Below are 17,914 nucleotides of genomic sequence, written 5' to 3' on the forward strand. Positions count from 1 at the left end.
GCGCCGAAGCCGGCGCGCCGCGCAAGCGATGAGCGACAAGCTCGCCGCGATCGAAGCGCGCACCGACACCGCGCGCCAACTGCAGACCGTGATCGGCGCGATGCAGGGCGTTGCCGCCGCGCGCGCGCACGAGGCGCAGCAGCGCTTGCCGGGCATCCGCGCGTCGGCGGCGACGGTCGGCGCGGCGATCGGCGACGCGCTGTCGGCGGGCGCGCCGTCGGGCGAGACGGCCGCCGCGAGGCGCGGCGTGCCGCGCGCGCGGCTCGTCGTCGTGCTCTGCAGCGAGCAGGGCTTCGTCGGCGCATACAACGCGCAGTTGATCGACCGCGCGACGCAGCCCGACGCGGACGTGTCGCGCGAATACATGATGATCGGCTCGCGCGGCGCGATGCTCGCCGAAGCGGGCGGCGTGCCGCTCGTGTGGCGCACGCCGATGGCGTCGCACGCGGACGACGTCGTGCATCTCGCGAACCGGATCACCGACGCGCTGTACGCGCATCTCGCGAAGCGCGGCGCGCAGCCGGTGTCGATCGTCCATGCGATGCCGGGCGGCGCGCCGCGGCTCGACGTGATCGAACGCCGTCTGCTGCCGTTCGACTACGCGCGCTTCGACACCGCGCCGCGCGTGCAGCCGCCGCTCGTGCACCTGCCGCCCGCGACGCTGCTCGCGGAGCTCGCGCAGGCGTACGTGTTCGTCGAGCTGTGCGAGGCGGCGATGCTCGCGTTCGCCGCGGAGAACGAGGCGCGCACGCGCGCGATGATCGCCGCGCGCGAATCGGTCGAGCGCACGCTCGGCGAGCTGTTGCAGGCATACCGGATCGCCCGGCAGGACGAGATCACGGCGGACATCGTCGAGCTTGCGGCGAGCGGGTTGTGAACCCGGACGTGGCGGCGTGACGACGCAATCGCGCGATCTCGCGATTTCGCGATTGCTCGATCGAGCGCCGCGCGCACGCATCGCGCCGGGCACGCGAATCGTCAACTGCGCCGCGCATCGCGCCGGGCGCGGTTGACGCATGTCAATGGCGCGCGCCGTGCGTGATCGATACTCGATCGGGCATCGAACCAACCAGGAGCGACTGATGGCGCAATACATGAAGGCCGCGGTGGTACACGCATTCGGCGAACCGCTTCGCATCGAGGAAGTCCCAGTGCCGACGCCTGGCCCGGGCCAGATCCTCGTGAACATCAAGGCGTCGGGCGTGTGCCATACCGATCTGCACGCGGCCGACGGCGACTGGCCCGTCAAGCCGACGCTGCCGTTCATTCCGGGGCACGAGGGCGTCGGCTTCGTGACGGCGGTGGGCGGCGGCGTCAAGCACGTGAAAGAGGGCGATCGCGTCGGCGTGCCGTGGCTCTACACCGCATGCGGCCATTGCGAGTATTGCCAGACCGGCTGGGAAACGCTGTGCCACGAGCAGCAGAACACCGGCTATTCGGTGAACGGCAGTTATGCGGAATACGTGCTCGCCGATCCGAACTACGTCGGCCATCTGCCGAGCAACGTCGCGTTCGACGAAATCGCGCCGATCCTGTGCGCGGGCGTGACCGTCTACAAGGGCATTCGCGTGACCGATACGCGCCCCGGCCAATGGATCGCGATCTCGGGGATCGGCGGGCTCGGGCACGTCGCGGTCCAGTACGCGAAGGCGATGGGGCTGCACGTCGTCGCGGTCGACGTCGCGCACGAGAAGCTCGAGCTTGCGCGCAAGCTGGGTGCGGCGTTCGTCGTCGACGCGTCGAGGGACGATCCCGCCGCGGTGATCCAGAAGGAGATCGGCGGCGTGCACGGCGTGCTCGTGACGGCCGTGTCGCGCAGCGCGTTCGCGCAGGCGCTCGGCATGGTGCGGCGAGGCGGGACGGTATCGTTGAACGGGCTGCCGCCGGGGGATTTTCCGCTGCCGATTTTCTCGACGGTGCTCAACGGGATCACGGTGCGCGGCTCGATCGTCGGCACGCGGCGCGATCTTCAGGAGTCGCTCGACTTCGCGGCCGAAGGGCTCGTGCGCGCGCATATCCATCGCGACAAGCTGGAGAACATCAATAGCGTGTTCACGGCGCTGCGCGAAGGGAAGGTCGACGGGCGGATCGTGTTGACCGGGGAGTGACGCGAAGGGCGAGGGCGGCGCGGCCGCCTGTGCCGAGCGGATCGCACATCGATCGGCGCTGCTTGGCCGATACCGCTGACGTTCAACAAAAAAAACATGAGCCGAATCAGAATCCATGTCGACCAGCGCACGCTGGCGCTTTACGGGGTAAGCCACGCGGCGTTCGAGAACGGGATGCGCGACGAGCTTTCTTTCGCCGAATCGATGGGGTGTGAGATCGACGTCGTCCCGGATGCCGGGAACACGGACCAAGTTCAGTTTCAGGAAGCGTGGACGACAATTTCGGCGGACGAAGTCGCGCCGTCGGACTTCGAGGCGCTGATGCGCGGCATTCGTCGGGCATGGGAGCGCATGCCGAAGACATTCTCGCAAGGCGGCGTGCGATACCGAATCCTCCCGGCCGCGGGCGGCAATTGCGCCGTCATTGACGAGGCGCGACCCGAAGCCCCGATGTTCACGGGGGCGTGGTATTTCGTCGTGCGATTTCTGCGATTGAATTTTTCGCGCTTCGCGTCTCAGGAGGATTCTCGCTAAACCCTTCTGTTCGGTGCGGATCGCGATGAAAGGCGAAGCTCGCCCGGCTGTCGCTCGCGAACTGCGGCACGGCTGTCGCCGGCACGCGACGCTTGCGCCGGCGCGCGCATCGGCTCGCCGCCAACGTGTCCCGCGTCGTGTTACGGGAAGGCCGGAATAGTCGGATCGGTCCCTTCCAAATGGGCGTCCGGATGATGCTGCTTGATCAGCGCTTCGATTTCCTCGACGCGGTCGCGGTGCACGTCGATCATCATCAGCAATTCGCCTTTTTCGACCGCGTCCTCGAAGTGTTTCAGCCGCGTATTCGGCACGCTGACGCCGATCATCGTGCCGACCCACGCGCCGAAGCCTGCCCCGGCGATCGCGAACGCGACCACCGCGCCGCCCGCGATCGTGAGGCCGGCGGGCGGAAACGCGATCGCGGCCAACCCGGCGAGCGCGCCGGTGACGCCGCCGGCAGCGGTTCCACGAGCGAGCGCGGGCAGCAGATCGCTGCTTTGCGCGATCGTCGCTTCGGGCAGATTCTCCAGCGGAATGTTGTCGTTCGCGACGACGTGGATGCGCCGCCATTCGATGCGCTTGACCAACAGTTCGTCGACGATCACCCGTGCCGTGTCCGTGTCGGGCAGCAGGAAATAGATTCGTCTCATGATGACCTCTGTCAGGGGACGCCCGGGCATGTGCGTCGGACCCCATGACTTCGATGGCGTTTTGCCCGGCCAGCCGCGTGCGAGATAGGCTCGGTGTTCGAGGCCTATATGACGAAGTCTAGGTGATACGCGGGCTTCGGCAAGCGTTGCGCTGGGCGGTGGTGGGACGCGCCGGGCCACGCGGAGCCATGGGGCGCCGTTTGGGATCAAGCGTTCAACGTGTTTAGGGATTTGATGGGGAACTGGGGCGCTTGTCGATCCGGTTCGGTTCTTCGAGGCGCCTTCATTCAACGAAAGCCCGGCAAGCAGTTGCGGTCACTCGCTCGGGGGTATCCGGAATTTCGTGTGTGAGGCGGGTTGAGATTCAGACTCCAATGTTGAATCGTTCCGGGTAAAGCAGTGCGAACTGAGTCATGGCACTCTTCCAATCGTGCCGGGAGCCGGTCCACTTGGCAACGACGTTGCGCAGCGCCAGCCAGATCAGTTTGAGCGCGGCCTCGTCCGACGGGAAGTGGCCGCGCGCCTTGATGATCTTCCGAAGCTGCATGTGCAGCGACTCGATCGCGTTGGTCGTATATACAATTTTCCGGATGTCAGGCGCGAAGGCGTAGAACGGAATCACCTGATCCCAGGCTCGGCGCCAGAGCGCGGCAATCGGAGGGTATTTCGTACCCCACGGGCTCGTATCGAACGCTTCCAGCGCCACGGCGGCCGCTTCGGCCGACGGTGCCCGATAGACCTCCTTGAGCGCCGCTGCGACCGATTTCCTGTCTTTCCAGCTGGCGAAGTCCAGTGAGTTCCGGATCAGATGCACGATGCAGGTCTGGACCGTCGTTTCCGGGAACACCGTGTTGATCGCTTCCGGGAAGCCCTTCAGGCCGTCGACCACGGCGATCAGGATATCCTGCACGCCGCGCAGCTTAAGGTCGTTCACCACCCGCAGCCAGAACTTGGCCCCCTCGGTCTGCTCGATCCAAAGGCCCAACACGTCGCGTGTGCCGTCGCGGCGCACGCCCAGCGCCAGGTAGATCGCCTTGTTGCGGACCACGCCTTCGTCGCGGATCTTGACTCGCAAGGCGTCGAAGAACACGACCGGGTACATCGGCTCGAGCGGCCGCTGCTGCCATTCGCGCACTTCGTCGATCACGGCATCGGTCACCGTACTGATGAAGTCCGGCGACACCTCGATGCCGTACATCTCCAGCAGGAAACCCTGAATCTCCCGCACGCTCATGCCGCGTGCGTACATCGCGATGATCTTGTCGTCAAAGCCGGTGAAGCGTCGCTCGCCCTTGGCGATCAGCACCGGATCGAAGGTGCCTTCTCGGTCGCGCGGAATCTCGACGTCGAGCAGGTCGTCGTCGGTCGTGATGCGCTTGCGGCTGGTGCCGTTGCGGTGGTTCGTGCGGCCTGCCGGCTTGGCATCGCCCTTCTCGTAGCCGAGGTGGTGGGTCAGTTCGCCGCCCAGCGCGCGTTCGAAGATTGCTTTCTTGAGCGCGGCGAGCTGCTCGTTGATCGTTGCCCGATCCAGCGTTCCGGGTACCAGTTGCTTGATCAGTTCCGGGTCCAGGTTCAAGCCCTTGCCCGGTTCAATCGTCACTTCTTCCTTGCGTTTGCGTGGCATAAAGTGGCTCCTTGGCCATCAGTTTATGCCTCACACACAAACATTCGGATAGGCTCACTCGCTCAGTTGGGGCGGCTACCCATTTCGATCGACTGTCGCCGACGCCGACGTCGTTTGCAGCGACGCATGCCTGAGCAACCGCCGCAGACGTCGAGCAACACATCCTTGACCACCGATGCGCACGATCGCTGCCGGCCCCCGCGCCGGAATGCCTTGCCATGCATGTCGGCGGTGGGCGATGTGTCGATTTCGACGGAGCCGCATCTGTTGGCGCGCGAACGCAATGCCGACCGGTTACGGGAGACCTTTCCGTCGGGCCTGCCCTGACAGGCCCTCCGCGCTTGTCCTTTGCGCGACTGCGAGGCCCGCGCAGGGCGTGCATTCAAGACCGCTCTGCCGGCTTCGCGCACCGAGCCATGCATTCGCGATTCGCATTCGCCGGAGACCGCATCCGAGACACGATACTGTCCGACATACCCACTATAGAGAAGACGCCATGGATCCACTCCGTACCGGCCGGCCTAGCGGACTGAGCTTGTTGTTCAACGCGGGCGAGCAACAGAAAAGCAACGCACCCGAATCCGGTCCACGTCGCGAATCGCCTCATCCGCCTCAGGCGCTCGCGCCGCTCACGCCATTCAAGCAGCCTGCGCAACTGAGCCTCCCCAAGGCCTATTTGCACACGACAGGGGAGCACAATCTCCGCCATATCGACCGGGACGGATTGATCGCGGGCGGCAATCGCAGGAGCGCCGGGATCGGCGACGAATCCGGGAATCCCTGCGATCATGGGGTATTCGTCGTGAACCCCGGCATGGCCCATCACATGCACGGCGACGCGCTTCCCGAAAATGTTGCCGTTTTTTCCAATCAACATCCTATCGAAGACGTCAATTATCGACCGCGCGGAACGGCGTCGTTTTTTCCGTCCGATTCAAACAGGCCGGCACACATCCCGCCGTTACGGACAGCCGGAATCGGAACCGACGCGCACCATTCCGCGCAATTTCCGATGACGCCGCGCACAGCTCAAGGCGCACTCCATGTGATTCAGACGCGGAATCCCGGCAACCCCGAGGCTAGCGCGATGACGCCCGAAACTGCGGCGGAAAAGCTCTTCGACGAATTCAAGAAGAACTTTCCGATGGCGGCATACGGAAATGCAGCCTACACGGCAACCAGCCGTCATGACGATGCTGTGATTTCGGAACAGCCGCCGGCGGCGACGTCGACGGTCCGGCAAAATCCGCTGCCGATCACGCGCAGCGTAACGGCAAAGCCGGTGATCACGACGAAATCACCGCAGTTCGATTGACCGGCACGCCTGACGCGCTTGCGGCGCGGCACGATTCGAGGCGTTCGACGCGGCCGCGCGGCCGATTGCGATACCCGTTCGCGCACATGCAACGCCCGCCGAATGTCCCGCGCCGATATGAACAGGCGTCGTCGGCGAACGGCGGAAAACCGAGCGAAGCCGAAGCGCAACGGACAGATCCGCGATACCGTCGAACGACGCTTCATGGCCGAGCCCGGCCGGCTGTCGCCCCGGCGAGCGGCTCGAATTGACCCGAAGCGGTTTCTCATCCGTTCATCAGTCAATGGCCGTTTTCGATCGCAACATGGCCGTTCGAGAACGATCGCCATTCGGCGTTGATCACACCCACAGTCGATAGGCCCAAAACGATTCGTCCTCAGCGAATCGGCACGCGAAATCGCTTGGGGAAAAGCCCGTGCTGCGTTTCACGGCACGGCTCAAATGCGCCTGGTCGGCAAAACCCTCGTCGTGTGCGATCGCTGCCCAATCCAACGCTTCTCCGGCATCGAATTGCGTCCGAGCACTGAAAAACAAGCTCTCGGTTTTGACGAGCGACTGCCATTCACGCAACGAGCGGCCGCTATACGCCTTGATACGCCGTTCGACGTGACGCGGACTATGCGAGCGCCGCCATTCGTGTGCCTGCCAGGCGAGCCGCTTGACCCAATGGCGGCCCGCTTCGCGTAGCGACGGCAGTATCGGGCTCGCGCCATTGACGGCGCGCCAGCGCGGCGCGAGGTGATGCTGAAGCGCCGCGAGCGCGGCCGCGTCGCTGTTCGAGGCGAGCAACGTATCGAATAGCGCGTTCCATGTGCTGTCGAGCAACGCGCGCGCGTCGCAGATCACGTCCTGAATGACGGACAGATCGATCTGAAACAGCGCCTTGGCGGCGTCCGCTTCGAAGCAGATCATCCCGGCGCGGCCGCTGGTTGGCGCCCAGCAGGTGGTGGGATACGAATGACTGCCCGAAAGCACGATCGCTGAATTAAACGGCCGCCATTCAGGCCCCCTGTCGGTTGGCTCGATTTGGCCCGCATCGACGTCCTGAAACCACGTCAGGCTTACGATCGGCGAGGCGGGGAGGTGCGTCAGACGTTGCGCGTCGCTCAACACGAAGCCGCGCGTATCGCGGCAAAGCACCGCGACAATCGCGCCTTGCAGGCCGAGCGGGGCGAGATGAAGCCGCGCGTGCGGACGCCGATCGCCTTGCGATGCCAGCGGTGCACGCGTCAGCGGATCGGGGCAGGTCGAAAGGGTTGGCATCGTGTTCATGAGCGCTCGGTATAGGTAGGCGGGTGAGGCTGTCGATGTCGTTTGCGTTCAAGAAAACGCGTGGCCGCTGGCTCAGAATCACGTTCACGACCACTAGGTTCCTGACGCCATGACTATGCTACCTGAGCATCAATGCCCGTTTCATCGCAACTCGCCAACCCAGGCTCGCCCCGTCGGTTCGTCCGGTAGGTGGCCGCCTGGTCCGGAGGCGGGCCTCACCGGCTGGCGTCTGCTGGGAGCGATGTCGCGCGACTTGCCCGGTACATTGGCAGCATGGCAAAAAGCGTACGGCGATATCGTGCATCTGCGCATCTGGCCAGAGCATGACGTGGTCGTCGCCGATCCGCAACTCGCGCGCGCGTTGCTCGTTACCCATCACGACGCGCTGATTCGCTGGGAGCGCGGCATCCGCGTGCTTTCTCAGGTGCACGGGCATAGCGTGCTGACCGCAGAGGGGGAGGCTTGGCGCACCCGACGTCACGCGCTGGTTCCCAATTTCTCGCCCAAGGCTGTACAAGGCTTTTCGCCGACGATCGTCAAGGCGGCGACGCGGGCATTCGCGCAGTGGCCGCGAGAAGACGCCGACTGGCACATCGAGAGCGCGCTCACGATGTTGACCATGGACGTGATTCTCCAAATGGTATTCTCAAGCACCCTCGGCGAGGATGTGCGCGTAGCCGAGCAGGCCATACGCGTGGCCAGCGCAGCGGCCAACGCGGAGTTCTATTGGCCGACGAGCATGCCGGACTGGATGCCCTGGAAGCGCGAGAAGCGGCAGGCGCTAAGGACGCTGAAGGATCTGATCGAGCGGCATTTGCAGCGCCGCTTGAAACTGGCTTGCGACGCGTGGCCCGACGATCTGTTGTCTTGCCTTCTGCAATCTCGCGAAGACGCATCGGCGTTGTCGCTTCAAAATGTGCGCGACGAATGCATGACCATATTCCTCGCCGGCCACGAAACGACGGCAGCGACACTGGTATGGTGGGCGTGGTGCATGGCTTCCAATCCCGAGGCGCAACGCGTCGCGCGCGATGAAGTCCAGCGTGTGCTGCAAGGCAACGCGCCCGTGGCCGAGACATTGCCGGAACTGGGTTATCTGGTTCAAACGATCAAGGAGACGTTGAGACGCTATCCCGTCGCGCCGCTGCTCATCAGCCGCCGCGCCACGCGCGCCATTCAACTGGGCGACTGGGCATTGCCTGCGCGCACGCTGTTCATGATCCCGGCCCACCTGATGCACCACGACGCGCGATGGTTTCCCGATCCCGAAGCGTTCCGGCCCGAGCGTTTCGCGCCCGACGCGCCGGAAGTGCCGCGCGGCGCGTATATCCCGTTTGGGGCCGGCCCTCGCGTTTGCCTGGGGCAGCATCTGGCAATGGCCGAAATGACAGTCATCGCCGCCATGCTGCTGCAGCGCTTCGTGCTGTCTGCGCCGGATGGATCGGCGCCGCCGCACCCCGTGCTGAACGTTACCCTCCGGCCGGCCCAACCAATGCACCTGGCGATCACACAGGTCGATCCCAGGATCGCGTAGCGGGGGAAAAAGCGCCGCTCGAGCGTCGGCCGCTTACGGCGGTCAACGGTTGCAAGCAGTCGCCTACTCTGCGATTGGCGGCGCTCAGGCACCGATCCAGGCGCGCGCCTGTTCCGGCTCGTCGACGTGGAATGCCTTGACTTCGGCCTTCGTAAAGAACCGAGCCGGATGCCTCGAGGCGCGAATCCAGCCCGCGTCGGCCACCCCCGCGGCGCGCGTGATTTCAGCCATCATCGCGCGCCGCCGACGAACCCCGCCGCCCGTCCCGCCACACCATTCGCCGCATTCCTCCAATCCCGCTTGCCCGTGCCGCCTAGGGCGTGTTCACACTACATTAGTTTGAGGTTATGCTTCGGAGATGGAAATCTCCGAAGCCCAATTCAAGCAGATCGAACATTGCCTGCCGCGACAGCGTGGCAATGTGAGCCTGTCGAACCTGCAAGTGCTCAACGCGATCCTTTATGTGGCCGAGCACGGATGTAAATGGCGCGGCCTGCCACCACGTTTCGGCCGCTGGCACACGATCTACACGCGCATGAACCGTTGGTCTCGCAACGGTGTACTGGACCGAGTGTTCACGGAGTTGCAGCGCGCGCAGATCATTCGCGTTCGGATTGAAGCGGTATCGCTGGATAGCACGATCGTGAAGGTTCATCCTGACGGCACCGGTGCGTTAAAAAAAATGGACCTCAAGCCATCGGCAAGTCTCGCGGAGGATGGACAACCAAGATTCATATGGTTGCCGCGGATGCTCGAACAGCCATAACGTTCGCACTGTCGCCCGGTCAAGCCGGCGATGCGCCGCAGGGACGTGCACTGCTCGAACGCCTGGGGCCGCCGAATCGGCCGCTGCACCTGCTGATGGACAAGGCGTACGAAGGTAACGAAACCCGACAACTCGCGCTCGATCTCGGCTTCATCCCGGTCGTCCCTCCGTTGAGTACGCGCGTCGAGCCTTGGGAATACGACCGGGAAATGTACAAGCGTCGTAACGAAGTCGAGCGGCTGTTCCGTCGATTGAAGGGTTTTCGTCGCATCTTCTCGCGCTTCGACAAACTCGACTTGATGTTCATTGCCTTTATCAACTTCGCCCTGATTATCGAAGCCCTTCGATAGTGTGAACACGCCCTAAGCCATCTGCCCGATCGTCTTCCTGAACCGCTTCAACGACAGCAAAAACAACACCGTGCCGATCACCGCCAGAATCAGGAACTGCCGCCACACCGTCTCGATGCCCGCGCCGCGATAGAGGATCGCCTGCCCGATCTCGACGAAGTGCGTCGTCGGCGCGGCGAGCATGATGTCCTGCACCGCGAACGGCATGCTCTCGCGCGGCGTCAGGCTGCCCGACAGCAGTTGCAGCGGCAGCAGCACCAGCACGAGCAGCATCCCGAACTGCGGCATGCTGCGCACGAGCGTCGCGAGAAAGATGCCCATCGACGTCGTCGCGAACAGGTGAATCGCCATCCCCACGACGAAGAGGGCGACCGATCCCTCGATCGGCACGTGCAGCGCGCCGCGCACGACGAACGCGAGCGAGAACGCCGCCGCGCACGCGACGACGAGCCCCATCGACCACACCTTCGCCATCATGATCTCGCCGGGTGTCACCGGCATCACGAGCAGGTGCTCGATCGTCCCGTGCTCGCGTTCGCGGATCAGCGCCGCGCCCGTGAGCACCATCGACAGCAGCGTCACGTTGTTGATCACTTCCATCAGCGAGCCGAACCACGTCTGGTCGAGGTTCGGGTTGAAGCGCATGTGCATCGCGATGTCGACGGGCGGCGTCGCGTTCGCCCGGTAGCGGCGCGTGAAATCGTCGATTTCGCCGCTCACGATCTGCTGCACGTAGCCGTTGCCCGTGAACGCCTGGCTCATTCGCGTCGCGTCGACGTTCAACTGGATCTGTGCGGGGCGGCCCGCGAGCACGTCGCGCTGGAAATTCGGCGGGATGTCGAGCGCGAACGTGAAGTCGCCCGCGTCCATTCCGCGGTCGGCTTGCGCGAGCGTCACCATCTTCGGCAGCGCGAACTGCGGCGGGAAGAAGGCCGACGCGATCCGCGCGGACAGCGGCGACGCGTCCTCGTCGATGATCGCGATCGGCGCCATGTGCAGCGTGTCGGGCCGCGCGGTCGCGGCCGAATAGATCGAGACGGTGAACGTGTAGGCGATCAGCACGAGCAGGATCGGGTCGCGCACGAGGCTCCACAATTCCTTCACGCCGAGACGGTAGACGATCGCGAGGCGCTGCATGATCAGCGTTCCTGTTTTTTCAAGAGCAGTATGGTCGCGCCGAGGATCACCGGCACCGAGGCGGCGAGCGGCCAGAACTGCGAGTAGAGATCGTGGAGCGACAGCGCCTTGTTGAACACGCCGCGGCTGATCGACAGCATGTAGGTGGCCGGATAGACGAGGCCGATGAAGCGCCCGGTGCCTTCGAGCGACGACAGCGGCGTGAGCAGCCCCGCGAACTGCACGGTCGGAATCATCGTGCCGATGATCGTCATCACGATCGCCGCGACCTGGCTGCGCGTGAACGTCGACGCGAGCAGACCGATGCCGGTGGCGACGACGTTGAAGATCAGCACCGCGAGCAGCAGTGTCATGAAGCTGCCCTTGACGGGCACGTCGAACGCGATTCGCGCGAGCACCGTCATCAGCAGGAAGTTCAGCATCGCGAGCACGACGTACGGCACCTGCTTGCCGATCAGGAATTCGGTGCGCGTGACGGGCGTCACGTACAGGTTCAGGATCGAGCCGAGCTCGCGCTCGCGCACGACGGCGAGCGCCGTCAGCATCGCGGGCAGCATCAGCAGCAGCAGCGGCATCACGGCGGGAATCATCGCCGGCAGGCTCTTCACGTCCGGGTTGTAGCGGTAGCGCGTGACGATCTCCGCGCGCGGCGCGAGCGTCACGCCGAGGCGGTGCCGCGCCTTGTCGGCGAGCCACATCGTGTGCATGCCGATCGCGTAGCCGCGGATCGTCTCCGCGCGCTGCGGCATCGCGCCGTCGATCCACATGCCGATCTGCACGGGCGCGCCGCGCTCGACGTCGCGTGCGAAGTTCGGCGGAATCTCGATCGCGAGCGACAGCTCGCCGTCGCGCATCCGGCGGTCCAGCTGCGCGTAATCCGAGATCGGCGGCCGCTCGACGAAGTAGCGCGAGCCGGACAGGTTCAGCGCGTAGTCGTGGCTCAGCTCGGTCTGGTCGCGGTCGAGCACCGCGTAGGTCAGATCCTCGACGTCGAGGCTGATGCCGATGCCGATGACGCACATCAGCACGAGCGAGCCGATCAGCGCGAGCGTCGCGCGAACCGGATCGCGGCGCAGTTCGAGCATCTCGCGCCACATGTAGCTGAGCGCGCGCTGCGCGCTGAATGCGCGACGGGGCGGCTCGGTGGACGCAGCGGGCGGCTGCGGCGCGGAGGCGGGCGCGGCGGAGGCGGGCGGCGCCTGCGGTTCGGAACGCGAGGCGGCGGCGGTTCGGGTATCGACGCCCGCTGCGGGCCGCGCGTTCGCGACCGGTTCGACCTCGACTTCGGCGCTCGGGCCCGCCGCGGGCGCTTCGATCGTCCGGCGTCCGGCCGCGCCGTTCGCTTGCGCGACGCCGCGCGCGCGCGCGGCGTCGTCGGCGCCGCCTGTCGCGTCGCGGCCGGCGGGGGCGCTGCCCGCCGCGCGGTGAGCCGCGCCGGCGCCCGTGCCGCCATCCGCCTCCTTCGCCGACGCATCGACGAGATAGCCGATGAACGCGTCTTCGAGCGTCGCCGCGCCGCGCGCGCGCACGAGTTCCGCCGGCGAATCGCTCGCGAGCACGCGCCCCGCGTGCATCAGCGAGATCCGGTCGCAGCGCTGCGCCTCGTTCATGAAGTGCGTCGAGATGAAGATCGTCACCAGATCGCGGCGCGCGAGGTCGATCATCAACTGCCAGAAGCTGTCGCGCGCGACCGGATCGACGCCCGACGTCGGCTCGTCGAGGATCAGCAACTCGGGCTTGTGCACCATCGCGACCGCGAGCGACAGCCGCTGCCGCATGCCGAGCGGCAGGCTGTCGGGCAGCACGTCGTAGATGTCGGCGAGGCCGAAGCGGCGCGCCATTTCGTCGACGCGCGCGTCGATCTCGGCGGCCGGCACGCCGAACAGCCGCGCATGCAGCACGAGGTTCTGCCGCACCGTCAGTTCGCTATACAGCGAGAAGGCTTGCGACATGTAGCCGACGCGCCGGCGCGTGTTGATGTCCTTCGGGTCGACCTCCTTGCCGAACAGCTGCGCGGTGCCTTCGGTCGCGGGCAACAGGCCCGTGAGCATCTTCATCGTCGTCGACTTCCCGCAGCCGTTCGAGCCGAGAAAGCCGAAAATCTCGCCGCGCCGGATTCGGAAGCTCACGTGATCGACCGCGGTGAAATCGCCGAAGCGCATGGTCAGGCCGCGCGCCTCGATCGCGGTGCCCGCCTGCGAGTCGGCGCGCAGCGGCTCGATTTCCACCGGCTTGTGGTCGCGCCGCGCCTCCTCGGGCAGCAGCGCGATGAACGCCGCTTCGAGCGAATCGCAGCCGGTGCGCGCGAGCAGCTCGACAGGCGCGCCGGTGGCGAGCACGCGGCCCGCGTTCATCGCGATCAGCCAGTCGAAGCGCTGCGCCTCGTCCATGTACGCGGTCGCGACGATCACGCTCATCGCCGGCCGCTCGTCGCGAATGCGGGCGATCAAATCCCAGAACTGCGCGCGCGCGAGCGGATCGACGCCCGTCGTCGGCTCGTCGAGGATCAGCAGATCGGGATCGTGGATCAGCGCGCAGCACAGGCCGAGCTTCTGCTTCATCCCGCCCGAGAGCTTGCCCGCCGGCCGCGACAGGAACGGAAAGAGGCCGGTGCTGCGCGTGAGCGCGTCGATGCGGCGGCGGCGCTCGCCCGCGTCGTGGCCGAACAGGCGCGCGAAGAACTGCAGGTTCTCCTCGACGGAGAGCGTCGGATACAGGTTCTTGCCGAGCCCCTGCGGCATGTATGCGATGCGCCGGCACACGCGCTCGCGATGGCGGCGCGAGCGCATGTCGCCGCCGAGCGCGTCGACGCTGCCCGTTTGCAGGGCGCGCGCGCCGGACGCGAGCGCGAGCAGGCTCGACTTGCCGACGCCGTCCGGGCCGATCAGCCCGATCGTGAGACCGGCCGGGACGTCGAGCGTGATGCGGTCGAGCGCGACGGTCTTGCCATAGCGCAGGCTGACGTCCGAGAAACGAACGACGCTCGGCGCGCTCACTGCGGAACCTTGACCATCAGTTGCGCGGGCCACGGCTTGCCCGGGTCGACGCGCACCCACGCGACGCCGGGCAGCCCCGTCTTCACGAGCTTCAGGTGCTTTTGCAGCAGCTCGCGATCGATGCGCGCCTTCACGCGGAACATCAGCTTCTGGCGTTCGCTCGCGGTTTCGACGGTCTTCGGCGTGAACTGCGCGGTGCTCGACACGAACGACACGGTGGCGGGAATCACGTAGTTCGGCGCGGCGTCGAGGATGATGCGCGCGTCGGCGCCGAGCGCGACCTTGCCGACGACCGTCTCCGGCAGGAAGAACGTCATGTAGACGTCCGACAGATCGACGAGATTGAGCACCTTGCCGCCCGCGGGCAGCACCTCGCCCGGCTGCGCGACGCGGTACTGCACGCGGCCGTCGCGCGGCGACACGAGCCGGCTGTCGTCGATGTCGGCCTGCACGCGCGCGACCGTCGCGTCGGCCGCCGTCACCGCCGAATGCGCGGCGACGAGCTGCGCCTCGGTCGCCTCGATCGCGGCCTGCGCGGCGGCCACCTGCGCGGCCGCCGCGGACACGGCCGCCTGCGCGCTGCGCGCGCGCGCGCGGTCGTCGTCGAGCTCCTGCATCGACGATGCGCCTTCGCGCGACAGCGTTTCCGAACGCGCGAGCCGGCGCTTCGCGGCGTCGAGCTCGCTTTCGCGCAGCACGACCATCGCCTGCGCGGCCGCCTTGTCGCTTTTTCGCTGCGCGACCTGCGATTGAACGCCGGCCGCGGTGCTCAGCGCGCGCTGCCGCTGCGCGCTCGCTTCGTCGTACTGCGCGCGCAGCACCTGGATCTGCATGTTCGCGAGCGGCTGGCCGGCCTTCACGAAATCGCCTTCGTCGACGAGGATCGCATCGATGCGCCCGGGCAGCTTCGTCGCGACGTCGATCTCGGTGGCCTCGATGCGGCCGTTGCCGCTCGCGAAGCCGTCGCCCGGCCCCTGATGGCGCAGCAGCGTCCAGCCGTAGTAAGCGCCGAGCGCGGCCACGACCACGGCCGCCGCGGCGACGATCTGCTTCCTGGTGACTTGGATCATGACAACGGACCTTGTTTCGCTGAGGGTTCGGAGGAGGCGCGCGGCGCCGCGGCGCCGCGCGCGGGCTCGTCGAGACGGCCGCCGAGCGCCGCGTACAGCGCGACGCGGCTCGCCAGCAGCGCGCGGCGCGTCTGCACGAGCTGCTGCTGCGCGTTCAGCAAGTCGCGCTGCGCGTCGAGCACCTCGAGAAAGCGCGCGGCGCCGCTGTCGTAGCGCAGCTTCGCGAGCCGCGCGCGTTCGGTCTGCGTCGCGAGCGTCTCTTGCGCGATGCGTACCTGCTCGGCGAGCCAGTGCCGCGCGGCGAGCGCGTCGGCGACGTCGCGAAACGCCGACTGAATCGTCTTCTCGTATTGCGCGAGCGCCTCGTCGCGGCGCGCGTTCGCGAGCTTCAGGTTGCTGATGTTGCGGCCCGCGTCGAAGATCGGCACCGACAGGTTCGGAATGAAGCTCCACGCGGTCGTGCCGGACGCGAACAGGTTGTGCAGCTCGGTGCTGCCGGTGCCGATCGAGCTCGTGAGCGCGATGCGCGGGAAGAACGCGGCGCGCGCGGCGCCGATGTTCGCGTGCGCGGCGCGCAACTGATACTCGGCCGCGACGACGTCGGGCCGGCTCGCGAGCAGCTCGGACGGCAGGCCGGGCGCGAGATCGGGCGCGATGCTCGCGTCGTCGAGCGGAGCGGGCGCCTGCCCGGCCGCGCTCGCGCTCGCGCCGACGAGCAGGTCGAGCGCGTGCTGCTGCACGTCGCGCGCCTGCTGGAGCTGCGAGCCGAGCGTCTGCGCCTGCTGCAGCAGGATTTCCGATTGCGTCAGATCGAGCTTCGAGATCGCGCCTTCCTCGTAGCGCCGCCGGAAGATCCGCAGCGATTCGCGGCGGCTCGCGATCGTCTCGTTCGTGAGCGCGAGGCGCTCGTCGTACGCGCACAGCGACAGGTACGCGTCGGCGACCTGGCCGATCAGGCTGATCGTCACCGCGCGGCGCGACGCGTCGCTCGCGAGGAACGTGTCGAGCGCGGCCGCTTTCAGGCTGCGCACGCGGCCCCAGAAGTCGATTTCCCATTGCACTTCGCTGAGCGACGCCGAATACAGCTCGCCGATGATCGGGCTCGGCAGCAGCAGGCCGCCCGGCTCGCGAAAGCGCAGGTATGCGGCGTTCGCGGCGATCGTCGGGAACTGGTCCGCGCGGCGGATGCCGTACGCCGCGCGCGCTTGCTCGACGCGCCGCGAGGCGATCCGTAGATCGCGGTTGTTCGCGAGCGCCGTTTCGATCAGCGCCTGCAAGCGCGGGTCGACGAAATACGCGCGCCAGTCGAGCTGGCCGGGCGTGCGTGCGTTGGCGCCCGCCGGGTCGCCGGGATAGGCGGGGTAGGAAGCGGGCACGGGCAGCGGCTTGCGCACGTAGTCGGGCGCGAGCGACAGGCAACCCGACACGGCCGCGCACAGCGCGAGCGCGGCGGCATGCCGCGACGCGCGGCGCGCGATGGCGTGCCGCCGCTGATGCCGTTCGTCGTGACGCGCATCGTTGCGCATGGTCATATCCTCGGTGGTCGATGGAGTCGACTGTTCTTCGTGGACGCCGCGCGCTCCCGAAAACGCTCACCGTCGCGCGGCGCGGAGAAGCGCTGCGCGATGCGCGTCGCTCTCGTGTCCCCTTTATATCCGACGATTACCGTGTCCTATCTTGATCTGAGTCAGTGAGGAACCGACTGGTCAGTTTTTAAGATGTCGCCATGCACGATGCAGGTGCGTCCGCCCGCGGACGTCGCGCATCGCGAAACGAACGGCACAACGAACGGCCGCCTGTCGGGCGGCGAAGCGACGAAGGACCATGCGAAACCGGAACGGCAACGGGCAGGCGGCGACGGCGCGACGCGAGGCGCCGGCCCGGCCGCCGCGTTGCCGCTTGCCCGCCGGCATCCGCATCAGCCAGATCCTCGACGCGGCGCTCGCCGAGTTCTCGGCGAGCGGCTTCGCGGGCGCGAGGATCGACGACATCGCCGCGCGCGCGGGAATGTCGAAGGGCGGCGTCTACACCCACTTCGGCAGCAAGGACGAGATCTTCGAGGCGCTGCTCGAGCGCGCGCTGCGGCCGCCGCTGCCTGCCGCGTCGAGCGCGGCGGGTTCGACGCGCGCCGTTCCCGCGCCCCCCGCGTCCGCACCCGCGTTCGAATCGCTCGCGGCGATCGTCGATCTGCTCGCCGGCGACCTCTACACGTGGTCGACGAGCGAGCCGGTGATCGCGATGCTGCGCCTGCTGATCTCGGAAAGCCGGCGCGCGCCGCACGCGGTCGAGCGCTGGCGCAAGCATGTCGAGCATGCGCTCGCGGCGGCGGTGGGTCGGCTCGTGCGGCAGGGCGTCGACGCGGGCGAATTGCGCGACGGCATCGCCGCGCGCACGCCGCTTCTGCTCGTCGCGCCTCTCACGCAGGCCTGCCTGCGTCAGGCGTTGCGCGCCGCGCCCGCGACGCGGCGCGAGGTCGCCGCGTCGCGCCGCGACTACGCGCGCTTCATCGAGGAGCTGCTGACCTGACGAAATGCGGGAATCCGCAGGCCGCGCGGCGG

The 17,914-nt window shown here is 66.8% G+C and carries 15 protein-coding genes and 1 pseudogene; 8 read left to right on the forward strand and 8 right to left on the reverse strand.

Annotated features, from left to right (window positions below):
* Positions 1–28 precede the first annotated feature (28 nt).
* From BTH_RS02220 to BTH_RS02230, 3 genes are all read left to right on the forward strand, one after another.
* On the forward strand, positions 29–877 hold the full coding sequence (locus tag BTH_RS02220) for a F0F1 ATP synthase subunit gamma (RefSeq protein ID WP_009895349.1): 849 nt from the start codon (positions 29–31) through the stop codon (positions 875–877).
* 205 nt (positions 878–1,082) lie between these two features.
* Positions 1,083–2,108, forward strand: coding sequence for an alcohol dehydrogenase AdhP (gene adhP / locus BTH_RS02225; protein ID WP_009895352.1), 1,026 nt, complete (start codon positions 1,083–1,085; stop codon positions 2,106–2,108).
* 96 nt (positions 2,109–2,204) lie between these two features.
* Positions 2,205–2,642, forward strand: a complete 438-nt coding sequence (locus BTH_RS02230; RefSeq protein ID WP_009895354.1) for a hypothetical protein — start codon at positions 2,205–2,207, stop codon at positions 2,640–2,642.
* Positions 2,643–2,782: 140 nt separating this feature from the next.
* On the opposite strand, the gene BTH_RS02235 is transcribed toward BTH_RS02230, so the two are convergent.
* A complete protein-coding gene (locus tag BTH_RS02235; protein ID WP_025370103.1) occupies positions 2,783–3,292 on the reverse strand; it encodes a hypothetical protein in 510 nt (169 codons plus the stop codon).
* Between the two features lie 364 nt (positions 3,293–3,656).
* The gene (locus tag BTH_RS02240) at positions 3,657–4,916 is read right to left on the reverse strand and encodes an IS256 family transposase (protein WP_009891862.1); all 1,260 of its coding nucleotides are present in this window, start codon (positions 4,914–4,916) and stop codon (positions 3,657–3,659) included.
* A gap of 126 nt (positions 4,917–5,042) precedes the next feature.
* Here BTH_RS02240 and BTH_RS33110 point away from each other — a divergent pair, with 126 nt between their 5' ends.
* Entirely contained in the window at positions 5,043–5,243 is a 201-nt protein-coding gene (locus BTH_RS33110; RefSeq protein WP_127446353.1) for a hypothetical protein, read from the forward strand.
* Positions 5,244–5,412: 169 nt separating this feature from the next.
* Positions 5,413–6,231: a hypothetical protein gene (locus BTH_RS34905; protein ID WP_223297092.1), complete on the forward strand. Its 819-nt coding sequence runs from the start codon at positions 5,413–5,415 to the stop codon at positions 6,229–6,231.
* Positions 6,232–6,570: 339 nt separating this feature from the next.
* Here the strand turns inward: BTH_RS34905 and BTH_RS02255 are convergent, their stop codons facing one another.
* Positions 6,571–7,503, reverse strand: a complete 933-nt coding sequence (locus BTH_RS02255; RefSeq protein ID WP_009895365.1) for a helix-turn-helix domain-containing protein — start codon at positions 7,501–7,503, stop codon at positions 6,571–6,573.
* Positions 7,504–7,744: 241 nt separating this feature from the next.
* On the opposite strand from BTH_RS02255, the gene BTH_RS02260 reads away from it, so the two are divergent.
* Positions 7,745–9,037 carry a cytochrome P450 gene (locus BTH_RS02260; protein WP_009907225.1) on the forward strand — a complete coding sequence of 431 codons (1,293 nt, stop codon included), beginning with the start codon at positions 7,745–7,747 and terminating at the stop codon, positions 9,035–9,037.
* 84 nt (positions 9,038–9,121) lie between these two features.
* Here BTH_RS02260 and BTH_RS29510 read toward each other — a convergent pair.
* A pseudogene (locus BTH_RS29510) lies at positions 9,122–9,259 on the reverse strand (STAS/SEC14 domain-containing protein); the annotation flags it as partial.
* A 136-nt stretch (positions 9,260–9,395) separates the two neighbouring features.
* On the opposite strand from BTH_RS29510, the gene BTH_RS33115 reads away from it, so the two are divergent.
* Positions 9,396–10,153, forward strand: a protein-coding gene (locus BTH_RS33115; RefSeq protein WP_099005207.1) for an IS5 family transposase whose coding sequence is annotated in 2 segments (ribosomal slippage) — positions 9,396–9,711 and positions 9,711–10,153 — 759 coding nt in all. Because the reading frame shifts where the segments join, the coding sequence is not laid out codon by codon here.
* Positions 10,154–10,165: 12 nt separating this feature from the next.
* Here BTH_RS33115 and BTH_RS02270 read toward each other — a convergent pair.
* Genes BTH_RS02270 through BTH_RS02285 form a run of 4 tightly spaced genes read right to left on the reverse strand, consistent with a single transcriptional unit; the run spans position 10,166 to position 16,888 of the window.
* Positions 10,166–11,290 carry an ABC transporter permease gene (locus tag BTH_RS02270; protein WP_009895386.1) on the reverse strand — a complete coding sequence of 375 codons (1,125 nt, stop codon included), beginning with the start codon at positions 11,288–11,290 and terminating at the stop codon, positions 10,166–10,168.
* Between the two features lie 2 nt (positions 11,291–11,292).
* Positions 11,293–14,286, reverse strand: coding sequence for an ABC transporter ATP-binding protein/permease (locus BTH_RS02275; protein WP_009895387.1), 2,994 nt, complete (start codon positions 14,284–14,286; stop codon positions 11,293–11,295).
* A complete protein-coding gene (locus BTH_RS02280; RefSeq protein ID WP_009895389.1) occupies positions 14,283–15,356 on the reverse strand; it encodes an HlyD family secretion protein in 1,074 nt (357 codons plus the stop codon). Before BTH_RS02280 ends, BTH_RS02275 begins: the two co-directional genes overlap by 4 nt.
* Positions 15,353–16,888 (reverse strand): efflux transporter outer membrane subunit, encoded by a 1,536-nt coding sequence (locus BTH_RS02285; RefSeq protein ID WP_009895391.1) that lies wholly within the window; start codon positions 16,886–16,888, stop codon positions 15,353–15,355. The genes BTH_RS02280 and BTH_RS02285 overlap by 4 nt, the downstream gene beginning before the upstream one ends.
* A gap of 292 nt (positions 16,889–17,180) precedes the next feature.
* On the opposite strand from BTH_RS02285, the gene BTH_RS02290 reads away from it, so the two are divergent.
* Positions 17,181–17,882, forward strand: a complete 702-nt coding sequence (locus BTH_RS02290) for a TetR/AcrR family transcriptional regulator (RefSeq protein ID WP_009895393.1) — start codon at positions 17,181–17,183, stop codon at positions 17,880–17,882.
* Positions 17,883–17,914 lie beyond the last annotated feature (32 nt).

Origin of the sequence: Burkholderia thailandensis E264 (genome assembly GCF_000012365.1) — a bacterium.
GTDB classification, from domain to species: Bacteria; Pseudomonadota; Gammaproteobacteria; order Burkholderiales; family Burkholderiaceae; genus Burkholderia; species Burkholderia thailandensis.

What these genes read in the sequence shown, in the direction of transcription:
- BTH_RS02220 (WP_009895349.1), top strand. Translation starts at nt 29, where the DNA reads ATGAGCGACAAGCTCGCCGCGATCGAAGCGCGCACCGACACCGCGCGC.
- adhP (WP_009895352.1), top strand. Translation starts at nt 1,083, where the DNA reads ATGGCGCAATACATGAAGGCCGCGGTGGTACACGCATTCGGCGAACCG.
- BTH_RS02230 (WP_009895354.1), top strand. Translation starts at nt 2,205, where the DNA reads ATGAGCCGAATCAGAATCCATGTCGACCAGCGCACGCTGGCGCTTTAC.
- BTH_RS02235 (WP_025370103.1), bottom strand. Translation starts at nt 3,292, where the DNA reads ATGAGACGAATCTATTTCCTGCTGCCCGACACGGACACGGCACGGGTG.
- BTH_RS02240 (WP_009891862.1), bottom strand. Translation starts at nt 4,916, where the DNA reads ATGCCACGCAAACGCAAGGAAGAAGTGACGATTGAACCGGGCAAGGGC.
- BTH_RS33110 (WP_127446353.1), top strand. Translation starts at nt 5,043, where the DNA reads ATGCCTGAGCAACCGCCGCAGACGTCGAGCAACACATCCTTGACCACC.
- BTH_RS34905 (WP_223297092.1), top strand. Translation starts at nt 5,413, where the DNA reads ATGGATCCACTCCGTACCGGCCGGCCTAGCGGACTGAGCTTGTTGTTC.
- BTH_RS02255 (WP_009895365.1), bottom strand. Translation starts at nt 7,503, where the DNA reads ATGAACACGATGCCAACCCTTTCGACCTGCCCCGATCCGCTGACGCGT.
- BTH_RS02260 (WP_009907225.1), top strand. Translation starts at nt 7,745, where the DNA reads ATGTCGCGCGACTTGCCCGGTACATTGGCAGCATGGCAAAAAGCGTAC.
- BTH_RS02270 (WP_009895386.1), bottom strand. Translation starts at nt 11,290, where the DNA reads ATGCAGCGCCTCGCGATCGTCTACCGTCTCGGCGTGAAGGAATTGTGG.
- BTH_RS02280 (WP_009895389.1), bottom strand. Translation starts at nt 15,356, where the DNA reads ATGATCCAAGTCACCAGGAAGCAGATCGTCGCCGCGGCGGCCGTGGTC.
- BTH_RS02285 (WP_009895391.1), bottom strand. Translation starts at nt 16,888, where the DNA reads ATGACCATGCGCAACGATGCGCGTCACGACGAACGGCATCAGCGGCGG.
- BTH_RS02290 (WP_009895393.1), top strand. Translation starts at nt 17,181, where the DNA reads ATGCGAAACCGGAACGGCAACGGGCAGGCGGCGACGGCGCGACGCGAG.